We start from the raw sequence: 12,939 nt of genomic DNA on the forward strand, positions 1-12,939 counted from the left end.
GTTAGAAGTACCCCTCGCGCTTGCGGTCTTCCATCGCGGCCTCGGACATCTTGTCGTCGGCACGCGTCGCGCCCCGCTCGGTCAGCCGGGACGCGGCGATCTCGGTGATGACCTGCTCCAGCGTCACCGCGTCGGAGTCGACGGCGCCGGTGCACGACATGTCACCCACCGTCCGGTACCGGATGAGCCGCTTCTCCACGGTCTCGCCCGCCTTCGGCCCGCCCCACTCACCGGCGGTCAGCCACATGCCGTCCCGCGCGAACACCTCACGCTCGTGCGCGAAGTAGATCTCGGGCAACTCGATGCCTTCGCGGGCGATGTACTGCCAGACGTCCAGCTCGGTCCAGTTGGAGAGCGGGAACACGCGGACGTGTTCGCCGGGGGCGTGTCGGCCGTTGTAGAGGTTCCACAGCTCGGGCCGCTGCCGTCGCGGGTCCCACTGCGAGAACTCGTCCCGCAGCGAGAACACCCGCTCCTTGGCACGAGCCTTCTCTTCATCCCTACGACCGCCACCGAAGACCGCGTCGAACTTCTCGCTCTGGATCTTCTCCGTCAACGGCACGGTCTGCAGCGGGTTCCGGGTCCCGTCGGGGCGTTCGCGCAGCACACCGCGGTCGATGTAGTCCTGTACGGAGGCCACATGGAGCCGCAGCCCATGCTTCTCGACCGTGCGGTCGCGGTACTCAAGGACCTCGGGGAAGTTGTGTCCGGTGTCCACATGCAGCAGCGAGAACGGCACCGGCGCGGGCGCGAACGCCTTCAGCGCCAGGTGCAGCATGACGATGGAGTCCTTGCCGCCGGAGAAGAGAATCACCGGCCGCTCGAACTCACCCGCCACCTCACGGAAGATGTGCACGGCCTCGGACTCGAGAGCGTCCAGGTGCGAGAGGGCGTACGGCGTGTCCGTACCGTCCTCGGCCTTGGCGACGGTCGCGGTCATGCCAGTCCCCTCTCGGTGAGCAGCGCGTGGAGTGCCGCCGCCGACTCCTGCACGGTCTGGTCCTGCGACTCGATCCGCAGATCCGGCGACTCGGGCTCCTCGTACGGGTCGTCGACCCCGGTGAGCCCGGTCAGTTCACCGGCGGCCTGCTTGGCGTAGAGACCCTTCACATCGCGTACGGAGCACACGTCGACCGGCGTCGCCACATGCACCTCGACGTAGGCGGCGCCGCTCTCCTGGTGCCGCTTGCGGACGGCCTCGCGGCTGTCCGCGTACGGCGCGATGACCGGGACGAGCGCCAACACGCCGTTGCGGGCGAGCAGTTCGGCCAGGAAGCCGATGCGCTGCACGTTGGTGTGCCGGTCCTCGCGGCTGAAGCCGAGGCCCGCCGAGATGAACTCGCGGATCTCGTCGCCGTCGAGCACCTCAACGAGATGGCCCTCCTCGCGCAGCCGGCCGGCCAGCTCGTACGCGATGGTGGTCTTGCCGGCACTCGGCAGTCCGGTGAGCCAGACGGTGGCTCCGGTCGTCACTTGGTTCTCCTGATCCGTAGAAAGCACATGCGTCGGTGTCGAAGGCACCCGCGTCGGAGGCGTGGCCGCGGTCACTCGTGCAGCCCGCACTCGGTCTTCCCGCGCCCCGCCCAGCGGCCGGCGCGCGCGTCCTCGCCCTCCAGGACCCGGCGGGTGCAGGGCGCGCAACCGACGGACGCGTAGCCGTCCATCAGCAACGGGTTGGTCAGCACGCCGTGTTCGGCGACATACGCGTCCACGTCGTCCTGGGTCCAGCGGGCGATGGGGGAGACCTTGACCTTCTGGCGCTTCTCGTCCCAGCCGACGACCGGGGTGTTGGCCCGGGTCGGGGACTCGTCGCGGCGCAGCCCGGTCGCCCAGGCCGCGTACTTGGTCAGGCCCTGCTCCAGCGGCTGGACCTTGCGGAGCTTGCAGCACAAGTCCGGGTCGCGGTCGTGCAGTTGGGGGCCGTACTCGGCGTCCTGCTCGGCGACGGTCTGGCGCGGGGTGAGCGTGATGACGTTGACGTCCATCACGGCCTCGACCGCGTCCCGGGTACCGATGGTCTCGGGGAAGTGGTAGCCGGTGTCGAGGAACACCACGTCGACACCGGGCATCGCGCGGGAGGCGAGGTGGGCCACCACCGCGTCCTCCATCGAGGAGGTCACGCAGAACTGCTTGCCGAACGTCTTCACCGCCCACTGGAGGATCTCCAGCGCGGAGGCGTCCTCCAGGTCGCGGCCCGCCTGTTCGGCCAGGGCTTTCAAGTCGTCGGTGGGGCGCGCTTTCTGAGTCGTCGTCATATCTCGTCTCCCCCTGCGTCGGTCTGCCGGAGCCCCCGGGCGAGGAGCCCGAGGAACTTCAGCTGAAAGGCCCGATTGCATGCCGCGCATTCCCACGCGCCATGGCCCTGCTCGCTGGGACGCAGGTCCTCGTCGCCGCAGTAGGGGCAGTAGAAGGGGGCGGCCCGCTCGCTCATGGCCCCTCCTTTCGCTGTCGTTCGCTGCCGCTCACGACAGTGCCTCCTCGGAGGCGCGGGTCGCCCAGACGGCGAAGCGCTCGCCGTCCTCGCGCTCCTGCTGGAACCGGGTGAGGACCCGCTCGACGTAGTCGGGCAGTTCCTCCGAAGTGACCTTCAGGCCACGGACCTTGCGGCCGAAACCGGCCTCCAGACCGAGGGCGCCGCCGAGGTGCACCTGGAAGCCCTCGACCTGCTCGCCCTCGTCGTTGAGGACCAACTGGCCCTTGAGACCGATGTCCGCGACCTGGATACGGGCGCAGGCGTTCGGGCAGCCGTTGATGTTGATGGTGATCGGCTCGTCGAACTCCGGGATGCGGCGCTCCAGTTCGTCGATGAGCGTGATGCCGCGCTGCTTGGTCTCGACGATCGCGAGCTTGCAGTACTCGATGCCGGTGCAGGCCATGGTGCCGCGCCGGAAGGGGGAGGGCTTGGCGGTGAGGCCGAGCGCTTCGAGACCCTCGACCAGAGAGTCGATCTGCCCTTCCTCGACATCGAGCACGATCATCTTCTGCTCGACGGTGGTGCGCAGCCGGCCCGAGCCGTGCGCCTGGGCCAGTTCGGCGATCTTCGTGAGCGTGGTGCCGTCGACGCGGCCGACGCGCGGGGCGAAACCGACGTAGAACAGGCCGTCCTGCTGGCGGTGGACGCCGACGTGGTCGCGCCAGCGGGCGACCGGCTGGTCGGGGGCGGGGCCGTCGATCAACTTCCGCTTGAGGTAGTCGTCCTCGAGGATCTGGCGGAACTTCTCGATGCCCCAGTCGGCCACCAGGAACTTCAGGCGGGCGCGGGTGCGCAGCCGTCGGTAGCCGTGGTCGCGGAAGATCGAGATGACGCCCTCGTAGACGTCCGGGACCTCGTCCAACGGGACCCAGGCGCCGAGGCGTTGGCCGATCTTCGGGTTGGTGGAGAGGCCGCCGCCGACCCAGACGTCGAAGCCGGGGCCGTGCTCGGGGTGGTGCACGCCGACGAAGGCGATGTCGTTGATCTCGTGCGCCACGTCCAGCAGCGGCGAGCCGGAGATCGCGGACTTGAACTTGCGGGGCAGGTTCGAGAAGTCCTTGTTGCCGATGATCCGGCGGTGGATCTCGTCGATCGCCGGGGTGCCGTCGATGATCTCGTCCTCGGCGATGCCCGCGACGGGCGAGCCGAGGATCACGCGGGGCGTGTCGCCGCAGGCCTCGGTGGTGGAGAGACCGACCCCTTCGAGGCGGTTCCAGATCTCGGGCACGTCCTCGATGCGGATCCAGTGGTACTGCACGTTCTGCCGGTCGGTGAGGTCGGCCGTGCCGCGCGCGAACTCCTGCGAGATCTCGCCGATCACGCGGAGCTGGTCCGTGGTCAGCCGGCCGCCGTCGATGCGGACGCGCAGCATGAAGTACTTGTCGTCCAGCTCCTCCGGCTCCAGGATCGCGGTCTTGCCGCCGTCGATCCCGGGCTTGCGCTGGGTGTACAGCCCCCACCAGCGCATACGGCCGCGGAGGTCGTTCGGGTCGATCGAGTCGAACCCGCGCTTGGAGTAGATCGTCTCAATGCGTGTCCGCACATTGAGACCGTCGTCGTCCTTCTTGAACTGCTCGTTGCCGTTCAGGGGGGTGAAGTGTCCGGCGGCCCACTGACCCTCACCGCGGTGACGGCTCACCTTGCGGCGGGGCGCTGCGGCTGCAGGGTTCTCGGGGGTGGCGGCCATGTTTCTACGTCCTCCGGGACAGGCGGGTGATCGGCTCTGACCTGCGTGTACGGGCGCATGCGGGCATACGCGCGCGTCTTTGCGCAGTATGAGGCAGATACGGGGAAAACCGGCGGTGCTGCGGCTCGGCTAGCCCGCCGGACAGATGGCGCTGGACATGCGGCCGAGGTCGACGTGCCGCCGACTCACCAAGGCAATTCCAGTTCCGGACATGACGGAAGCGTGTCACGGCGTTCTGGACACAGTCCAGCTTCGTCCGCCATGCGGACACCCTGGTCCCGCTATGTGAGACGAGGGTGTCATCGGTCACAAGCCGCGCACGCTGTCTTGTCGGCGCAGGTCAGGCAGGGTAGGCCCCCGGCCAGGGACCCGGCGTGGTCACCAGTGTCACTTCCTCGACCTGCGTGTCGTAGAGCTTGAAGCCCCGGCGCTGGTAGTTGTCCATCGCGTGCACCCCGTCCAGGCTGCAGGTATGCACCCACACGCGGCTGGTCGGCGCCCGCCCCGGCCGGCGGTCCGCGAGGTCCCAGGCACGGGCGGTGCCGTAGGAGAGGAGGTGGCCGCCGAGGCGGCGGCCGCGGAAGGCGGGGATCAGCCCGAAGTAGGCGATCTCGACGACGCCGTCGTCGTGCGCGTCCAGTTCCAGGTACCCGGCGGGCGTACCCCGGTCGTACACGACCCAGGTCTCCGTGCCCGGCCGGTCCAGGTACTCCTGCCACTGCGCGAACGTCCAACCGAGCCGGTCGATCCAGAGGATGTCCCCGCCCACGGACGCGTACAGAAAGCGGCTGAACTCGGGGGAGGGCACTTCGGCGCGGACGACCCGCACGTCTCCGTCCGGCGTGCTGGCCGGGAGGAGGTCGCGAGGGTCGGTCTGCTCCAGGAACCAGGTCGTCACGGGGGTGTTCGTCATGCCCGTCAGGGAATCATCCGGTCAGGGGATCTGTCGATCAGCTGATCAACCGAGCGAACTGTCGATCGAGTTGAGCGGGAGTGCGAACAGCATCCGTCCGGACACCGACCAGACCTCGCCGGTCTCCTGCCAGTAGGAGAGGGAGTCGGTCTGCGGGCCCCAGCACTGGTGCGTCTCGTCGGCCCCGCATTCGGTGGCCTTGGCGCCGTGCTCGTCCTGACGCCACATCGAGCCCCGGCCGCCGTCCGAACCGGCCGCGCCGCCCACATACCAGGCGGACCCGTTCGCGAGGACGCCCCCGGCGCCGTCGACCTTCGTCGCGTACGCCTCGTCGGCCGTCGCGCGCCCCGCCGAGTCGGTGGCGAGCAGCCCCGGACGCGCGGGATCCCCGCTGAAGGAATACCGCCACAGCCGCTTCGCGCCGCTCGCGACCAGGCTGTCCGGCACCGTGCTCCGGTCGAGGGACAGACCCACGGGCCGTACGGCCGCCTCGTCGCCGCTCAGCCGGTACGACCCGACCGCGGGCAGCACATAGCGGTACCCGGCCGCCGACCAGCCGTCACGCACCCGGCCGACCGCGCCGGCCGTCACCGTGGTGCGCTGGATGCGGTTCATGTCGTACACGTACAGCGCGTCACGCGTCCCGGTCGTGGTGGTGACCAGGAGCTTGTCCTCGTACCAGACCATGCCGGAGATCTTGGAGGCGAGCCCGCGGTAGTCACGGCCGCCATCGGTCGGTACGGCGAGGAGGGCCCAGGTGTAGCTGAGGTGCGCGGTGTCGGCGGCGTTCACGAAGGCGACCTTGGCCAGGCCGCGGGTGGTCGCGCTCCAGCCGGAGAGGATCACCCGGTTCGAGCCCCACCAGCCGTCCTCGTCGGCGTCGCCCGAGGTGGTCACCGAGCGGGGCGTCCAGGCCGGGTCGGCCGCGTCGCCGCTGTCCCAGCAGTACGCGCGGGTGGCCGCCGGTTCGACGGGCAGCGCCGACTTCTCGTCGGTCGTGCAGTCGGCGGCGTCACGCAGGGTGTGATCCGCGCTCTTCAGGACGGTGTCGACGCCGACCGGGCGTCCCATCGCCGAGGAGAGCCGGTCCAGGGACCGCTGTGGCTCCAGATGCTCCCGCAGCTGCAACGCGCCGAGGTCGGAGGCCGAGGTGAGAGGCTTCAGCGCCCCGGGATCGGAACCGACCGTCGCCTGCGAGGCGCTGATCATCGTCGCGGCCGCGGTGAGGCCGAGCGCGGCCCCGGTCAGCACGGCGCGCAGCGCCCTGCCCCGCTTGCGCCGGCGGTGTCGCCCACGTGCACTCATAGTGTCCTCCCGAGGCGAGCCAACTGCGCCTGGTGATCCGTGCGTTGACCAGGGAGCAGGTGGGGTGGCCCGTAGAGGGATGCTACGGCAGTCATGGCCGCCCCATGGGTAAGACCCCGCAAATATGCGGAAGATGCAGCCGGACGCGCCTTTTGCGCCACCTGTCCGCCACACCGCCCTGACCCGCGCCTCCGCCCCGGCCGCCCCCTCGCGTGCCCGCCGCGACAGCCAAACCGACTTCTCCGCTACGGCACTTGGGCCGACGTCCGTCCGCTGGTCACCCCGGGTGCCGTCGAGTGCGGCAGCAGCTCGCGCGGGTCGCCCGGCAGCAGCACCTCGACCTCGGCGTCCTCGCGGAAGCGGTACGGCCGGTGCTCCAGGAGCGCCCCGAGATAGCGCCGTACCCGCGACATCTCGGCACGCACCGTGACCGTGCGGCCGGGGTCGCCGAACATGTCCTCGGCCAGGGCGGCGGCGCTGCGGCCGCTGCGGTGCAGGGCCAGGAGGTAGAGCAACTCGGCGTGCCGCGGGCTCAGTTCATGGGTCCAGGAGCCCGCGCTGCCGTAGACCGTCACCGACCAGCGGCGCGGCAGGGCGAGGTCGAGGACGATCCGGGCGGTGCCGGGCACCGGTTCGTCGGCGGCGCGGACCAGCCAGCCCCCGGCCAGCGGCTCCAGGGAGCACAGCCCGAGCGACGGCAGCCAACGGCGGCCCCCGGAGGGCGACTTGGGCAGCGCGATCCGCTTCACGTACGGCATTCCGGTGACGGCGGCCGTCCAGCCGTCCCGGTCCACCACCAGGGCCCGGCCGCCGATGCGGGGCAGGATCGGCGCCGCCACCGCGCGCAGCCGCTCCAGCGAGGTCAGGTGCAGCTCGCGCAGCCGGGCCTCGGCGAGCTTGGCCACCGAGTCGACCCAGGCGAGGGTGGCCGGGTGCATGGTCTCCAGCGGGCCGCTGACATCGACGACACCGATCAGCCGGCCGTCCCTGGGGTCGGTGATCGGGGCCCCCGCGCAGGTGAACGAGGCCAGCGCGCGCGAGAGATGCTCCCCGGCGAAGACCTGCACCGGCCGCCGTACGACCGCCGGGGTGCCCACGCCGTTGGTGCCGATGACGTCCTCGCGCCAGTCGGTGCCGACCTCGATGCCGGCCTCGTCGGCCTTGCGCAGCACGGCGGCGCTGCCCTCCCGCCACAGCGCGCGGCCCTCGTCGTCGGCGACCAGCACGATGTGGTGGGCGGCGTCCGCGACCGACACCAGGCCCTCGCGCAGCACCGGCAGGACGTGCCTCAACGGGCTTGCGCCGCGCCGCCGTTCGACCTCCTCACGGGAGAGCAGCCCGGTGCGCAGATCGTGGTCGGGGCGGGTCCCGCCGCGTAACGCGCGCTCCCAGGACTCCTCGATCACCGGGCGCGGAGCGGTGCGGGCGCGCTGTCCGAAGGGCGTGGCGTACCGGGCGTCGCTCAGCATCCGGGCCGTCCGCGCCGCGTCGACGGTGGTGCGCCGCGGCAGTCCGGCCGGCGGGTTCGCCATGGGTCCTTCTCTCCGGTCCCGTATCGACGGCTGTTCTCGTGCCGGCTGTTCGTCTCGTATCGACTGTTGGTCTCATAGTGCCGCTCCGCGGTGACGGAGGGAGACAGTCCGGACACAGAAGCGGCCAAGTTGCAACCCTCTGCAACCCTGGTGAACAGCCGTACGGTGTCTGAAACTTGTCCCAGCTGCGAGGGTGGTGCCGTGTCGGCGCAGCACCACCCTCGCGTTGTGCCGGTGGCGGCTCAGACCGCCGGCCGGGCCCGTTCCGCGATCGACGTGAGGTCCAGGCTCGGCGGCAGCGTGCCGAACGCGGAGCCCCAGTCGCCGCCCAGCCGCGAGGCGCAGAACGCGTCGGCGACCTCCGGCGGAGCGTGCTGGACGAGCAGTGCCCCCTGCAGCACCAGCGCCATCCGCTCGACCACGCGCCGGGCGCGGCCCTCGATACCGTCCAGGTCGGCGAACTCGGCGAGCAGGTTCTTCATCGCCCCGTCCAGCCGGTGATCGGCGCCGCGCACCCGGCCGACCTCCACGAGGAAGGCGTTCAGCGCCTGCGGCTCGCGCTGCAACGCCCGCAGGACGTCGAGGGCTTGGATGTTTCCGGCGCCCTCCCAGATCGAGTTGAGCGGTGACTCCCGTACCAGTCGCGGCAGTCCGGACTCCTCGACGTATCCGTTGCCGCCCAGGCACTCCGCCGCCTCGACCGCGACCGGTGAACAGCGCTTGGTCACCCAGTACTTGGCGGCCGGGACCGCCAACCGCAGGAACGCCAGCTCCTGTTCGCCTCCGTCGTCGTAGGCCGCCGCGAGCCGCAGCGCGAGCGTGGTGGCCGCCTCCGACTCCAGGGCGAGGTCGGCCAGGACGTTGCGCATCAGCGGCTTGTCCATGAGCTTGCCGCCGAACGCCTCGCGGTGGGCGGCGTGATGGACGGCCTGCGCGACGGCCTGCCGCATCAGACCGGCCGAGCCCAGCACACAGTCGAGCCGGGTCGCCGCGACCATCCCGATGATGGTCCGCACCCCGGCCCCTTCGTCCCCGACCCGGCGCGCCCAGGTGCCGTCGAACTCGACCTCGGCGGAGGCGTTCGACCGGTTGCCGAGCTTGTCCTTGAGGCGCTGCAGGAGGAACACGTTGCGGGTGCCGTCCGCCAGCACGCGGGGGACCAGGAAGCAGGTGAGCCCGCCCGGTGCCTGTGCGAGCACGAGGAAACCGTCGGACATGGGCGCCGAGCAGAACCACTTGTGGCCGGTCAGCTCGTACGTCCCGTCCTCGGCGAGCGGGCGCGCCTCCGTCGTGTTGGCGCGGACGTCGCTGCCGCCCTGCTTCTCCGTCATCCCCATCCCGAAGACCGCTCCGGCCTTGAGATGGGCGGGCCGCAGCTCACGGTCGTAGACCATCGAGGTCAGCCGGGGCTCCCACTCGGCGGCGAGCGCCGGGTCGGCGCGCAGGGCGGGGACCGCCGCGTGAGTCATCGACAGGGGGCAGCAGTTGCCCGCCTCGACCTGGGTCCAGACGAGGAAACCGGCGGCCCGCCGCACATGTCCGGCGGGGCGGTTCCAGGCGGCGGTCAGCCCGGCCGACACACCCTTGCCGAGCAGCCGGTGCCAGGCCGGATGGAACTCGACCTCGTCGATCCGGTGGCCGTAGCGGTCGTGGGTGCGCAGGCCCGGGGGGTTGTCGTTGGCCTGCGCACCCCACTCCTGGAGCTGGGCCGAGCCGGCGGCGCGGCCCAGCGCGGAGAGGTCGTCGTGGACCTCGTCCAGCAGTCCGGGCGGTGTGTGCCGTTCGACCGCCTCCGTCAGGACGCGGTCGGCGGTGAAGACGTCGTATCCGACCAGTGGGGGAGTCTGGTTCGTCACGGTGTGGGTGGTGCGTGCCATGGCTGGAACCTACCCGTGGGGACGGCGGTGGTCGGGATCTCCACTGCGCGGCAGCTGTGGAGATCCACCCTGGCACAAGTGCCCACCGCCGACGTCAGGCCGAGCGGGACATGGCCGCCAGCATCGCGGTCTCGGGCATCTCCTCCTCCAGCCAGCCGGTGCGATACACCGTGTCCAGATAGCGTTCGCCCAGGTCAGGGGCTATCGCCACCGCTGTCGTGCCATGCCGGCCGTTGCGGGCGAGCCACTGCTCGGCCCCGCTGACGACCGTGCCGGTGGACCCGCCGAACAGGAAGCCCCGCGCGGCCAGCCGGCGGCAGGTCGCCACGGTGTCCGGCTCCCCGACATGGATCACGTCGTCGATGTACGACGTGTCGAGGAAGGGCGGTGCCACGCTGGTGCCGAGGCCCGGGATCATCCGGGGCCCGGACTCCCCGCCGAACGTGACCGACCCGGCCGCGTCCACGGCGACGATCCGCACCCGGCGCCGCCACTGCCAGAACCAGCGCGCGCAGCCCATCAGCGTCCCGGTGGTCCCGGCGCCGACGAACAGCACGTCCAGTTGCGGGAACCGGCGGGCGATGGCGGGTGCCGTGGTGCGGTAGTGCGCCCGCCAATTCCCATGGTTCGTGTACTGGTTGAGCCACACGTACCGCTCGTCGGAGGCGCACAGCGCCCGCACGTACGCGATCCTGGCGCCCAGGAAGCCGCCGTGCGCGTCGGGCTGGTCGATGACGTGGACCCGGCTGCCGAGCGCCTCCATCAGCTGCACCGTGGGCACGTTGCAGCGTCTGTCGGTGATGCAGAGGAACCCGTAACCGCGGCTCGCCGCGAGCACGCTGAGCGCCACCCCCAGGTTGCCGGACGACGACTCGACCAGCACCGAGCCGGGCCGCAGGATGCCGGCCCGCTCGGCGGCGTCCACCATCTCGGTGGCGGCCTTGAGTTTGACGGAGCCGGCGAAGTTGAACCCCTCGCACTTCAGATAGAGCGGCAGTTCCAGTGCTGCCCGCAGGTCGACGTAGAGGTCGTCCTCGTTGAACTCCGCGGGATCGGAAATAACAGCCATGTTTTCCCCCTAGTGGTGCGCCACGATCGCCGTCAGCCGTACCGGCGCAGCTCGTGGAAGAACCCGTCGACGACGTGGAGTTCGCCCCGTCGGACCACTTCGTCATGGACGAACCTGCCGACCGCGAGGTCGAGCACCCCGAGCCCGAAGGGCGAGAACACCACCGTCCGGTCGGTCGGTACGCTCACCCGGCCCGTCAGTACGTCGTCCAGCGTGCCGTCGATGAACTCCCGCCCCCCGGTGGCCTGTTCGGCCAGGTGCGGTGACGTGTCGGCCTTCAGGCAGTGCTCGACGTCGTCCACGAAGTTCGCGGACGCGAGCAGGATCGCCGGGTCGAGATCCCGCAACGACACGTGCAGGACCAGCGGATGATGGTCGAACCAGGCCGGATCGTGCACATGCGGCGAGCCGGCGATCGTCGCGAACACCAGCAGGTCGCTGGAGCGGACGAGCCCTTCGGCCTTGTCGTGCACGGTGATCCGCCCCGGCGCCCCCGACCGCTCCAGGTATCCCCGGAACCCCTCCGCGCTTTCCGCGGACAGGTCGTAGACGCCCGTCTCCTCGAACTCCCAGCCGGTGGCCCGGAGATGGGTGTGGATGTAGCGGGCGATCAGGCCCGTCCCCACGAACCCGACGCGCAGCGGCCGTTCACGACCCTGGCTGAGCTTGTCGGCCGCGAGCGCCGCCGAACTCGCCGTACGGGTCGCGCTGATCACCGAACTCTCCAGGCAGGCGTACGGATAGCCGGTGTCGGGGTCGTTGAGGATCAGCACCGCCGAGGCCCTGGGCAGCCCCGACCCGGTGTTCCCCGGGAAGCTGGAGATCCACTTCAGTCCGTCCACCCGCAACGGCCCTCCAAGTGAGGCCGGCAGCGCGATGATCCGGGACGACGGGCGGTCCGGGAAGCGCAGGAAGTACGACGGCGGGTTCACCGAGTCGCCCGCGCCGTGCAGCCGGTAGGTGGCCTCCACGAGGGCGCCGATCTCCGACTCCCGCCCGGCCAGGGCCTGTTGGACCTGCTCGCCGCTGATGACCGAGAAGGAAGGCGTGTCGATGCTCATGCCGCCCTCCCGCCGGCCGTCGGGGCGAGGTCCGTCAGGCGCACCGGATCGCCGAGCCCGGCGAGCACCTCGCGCGGCCCCTCGAACGGCTCCCTGCCGTGCGCGGTACGGATGTTGTCCACCAGCAGCAGATCCCCGGACCGCCACGGCTCGCGCCGCACGTGCCGGTCGTAGGCCTCGTTGACGGCCGTCACGATGCCCGCGTCGATCGGATCGCCGTTCCCGAAGCGGGTGTTGAAGGGGAGCGCGTCGGCGCCGTAGACGTCGACGAGGTACTCGCGGACCTCGGGTTCCATCGTCCACTCGTTCAGGAACGCGATCTGGTTGAACCAGCAGCGGCGGCCCGTGACCGGGTGGCGGAGGACGGCTGCGCGGTGCTGGCGGGTGCGCAGCGAACCGTCGGGCTGCCAGGCGAACTCGATGCCCTGGGTGCGGCAGTAGCGCTCCACGACGGCCCGGTCGTCAGTGCCGAAGGCCTCGGCGACCGACGCCCCGATCTCCTCGTGGTACGTCCGCGTCAGCATCCAGCCCTCCCGCTCGAACCGCTCCACGAGCGGTGCGGGCAGCGACTGGAGGACGGCCTCGGCGTCGGCGACCGGGGTCGCGCCGCCCTCCGTCGGCGCCTCCAGGCAGGCGTAGAGCAGCAGGCCGGGGAACTCCAGGGCGTAGCTCAACTCGTGGTGCTGGCACATCGGTTGGTCGGTCGGCCACTTCGTGGCGGAGTACACGCCCTCCGCGTACGTACGGCGGGGCGCGAACGGCTCCCGGTCCGCCATCAGGGAGTTGGTGAGCCGCCGGAAGACGGTCTCGGCGCCGGCCGGGTCGGCGAGCCCGAGCCCGCGGACCAGGACACAGCCGTGCTCGGCGACGACGGAGCGCAGCGCGTCACGGTGTCCGGCGGCCCAGCCGACCGGGTCGCCGCCGACGTCGGCGTGCAGCAGCGGCGGACTGTTCGGGCTGAGGGCGACGGAGTTGAGCAGAGTCGCGGAAGAGAGCGACATCTCGGTGTTCCTTTCGGTGAT

The 12,939-nt window shown here is 70.8% G+C and carries 13 protein-coding genes; all 13 read right to left on the reverse strand.

What is annotated here, in order from left to right:
* Position 1: 1 nt before the first annotated feature.
* Positions 2 to 940 carry a sulfate adenylyltransferase subunit CysD gene (gene cysD / locus OO69_RS17115; protein WP_033281519.1) on the reverse strand — a complete coding sequence of 313 codons (939 nt, stop codon included), beginning with the start codon at positions 938 to 940 and terminating at the stop codon, positions 2 to 4.
* The gene (gene cysC / locus OO69_RS17120; protein WP_033281520.1) at positions 937 to 1,473 is read right to left on the reverse strand and encodes an adenylyl-sulfate kinase; all 537 of its coding nucleotides are present in this window, start codon (positions 1,471 to 1,473) and stop codon (positions 937 to 939) included. Before cysC ends, cysD begins: the two co-directional genes overlap by 4 nt.
* A 71-nt stretch (positions 1,474 to 1,544) precedes the next feature.
* Positions 1,545 to 2,255 carry a phosphoadenylyl-sulfate reductase gene (locus OO69_RS17125; RefSeq protein ID WP_033281521.1) on the reverse strand — a complete coding sequence of 237 codons (711 nt, stop codon included), beginning with the start codon at positions 2,253 to 2,255 and terminating at the stop codon, positions 1,545 to 1,547.
* Positions 2,252 to 2,431, reverse strand: a complete 180-nt coding sequence (locus OO69_RS17130; protein ID WP_033281522.1) for a hypothetical protein — start codon at positions 2,429 to 2,431, stop codon at positions 2,252 to 2,254. The genes OO69_RS17125 and OO69_RS17130 overlap by 4 nt, the downstream gene beginning before the upstream one ends.
* A 31-nt stretch (positions 2,432 to 2,462) precedes the next feature.
* Entirely contained in the window at positions 2,463 to 4,160 is a 1,698-nt protein-coding gene (locus OO69_RS17135) for a nitrite/sulfite reductase (protein WP_033281523.1), read from the reverse strand.
* 129 nt (positions 4,161 to 4,289) lie between these two features.
* A complete protein-coding gene (locus OO69_RS53720) occupies positions 4,290 to 4,373 on the reverse strand; it encodes a putative leader peptide (protein ID WP_309500612.1) in 84 nt (27 codons plus the stop codon).
* Positions 4,374 to 4,500: 127 nt separating this feature from the next.
* Positions 4,501 to 5,073: a GNAT family N-acetyltransferase gene (locus OO69_RS17140; protein ID WP_033281524.1), complete on the reverse strand. Its 573-nt coding sequence runs from the start codon at positions 5,071 to 5,073 to the stop codon at positions 4,501 to 4,503.
* 45 nt (positions 5,074 to 5,118) lie between these two features.
* Complete coding sequence (locus tag OO69_RS17145; RefSeq protein ID WP_033281525.1) at positions 5,119 to 6,378, reverse strand: hypothetical protein; 1,260 nt, start codon at positions 6,376 to 6,378, stop codon at positions 5,119 to 5,121.
* A gap of 245 nt (positions 6,379 to 6,623) precedes the next feature.
* Positions 6,624 to 7,910: a helix-turn-helix domain-containing protein gene (locus OO69_RS17150; RefSeq protein WP_033281526.1), complete on the reverse strand. Its 1,287-nt coding sequence runs from the start codon at positions 7,908 to 7,910 to the stop codon at positions 6,624 to 6,626.
* Between the two features lie 242 nt (positions 7,911 to 8,152).
* A complete protein-coding gene (locus OO69_RS17155) occupies positions 8,153 to 9,787 on the reverse strand; it encodes an acyl-CoA dehydrogenase family protein (RefSeq protein WP_033281527.1) in 1,635 nt (544 codons plus the stop codon).
* A gap of 94 nt (positions 9,788 to 9,881) precedes the next feature.
* Positions 9,882 to 10,856 carry a 2,3-diaminopropionate biosynthesis protein SbnA gene (sbnA, locus tag OO69_RS17160; protein WP_033281528.1) on the reverse strand — a complete coding sequence of 325 codons (975 nt, stop codon included), beginning with the start codon at positions 10,854 to 10,856 and terminating at the stop codon, positions 9,882 to 9,884.
* 32 nt (positions 10,857 to 10,888) lie between these two features.
* On the reverse strand, positions 10,889 to 11,917 hold the full coding sequence (gene sbnB, locus OO69_RS17165) for a 2,3-diaminopropionate biosynthesis protein SbnB (RefSeq protein WP_033281529.1): 1,029 nt from the start codon (positions 11,915 to 11,917) through the stop codon (positions 10,889 to 10,891).
* Positions 11,914 to 12,918, reverse strand: coding sequence for a TauD/TfdA family dioxygenase (locus OO69_RS17170; protein ID WP_033281530.1), 1,005 nt, complete (start codon positions 12,916 to 12,918; stop codon positions 11,914 to 11,916). The genes sbnB and OO69_RS17170 overlap by 4 nt, the downstream gene beginning before the upstream one ends.
* Positions 12,919 to 12,939: the final 21 nt, after the last annotated feature.

The sequence above is a fragment of the Streptomyces sp. NRRL F-525 genome, from assembly GCF_000716605.1.
In the GTDB taxonomy this organism is placed as follows: domain Bacteria; phylum Actinomycetota; class Actinomycetes; order Streptomycetales; family Streptomycetaceae; genus Streptomyces.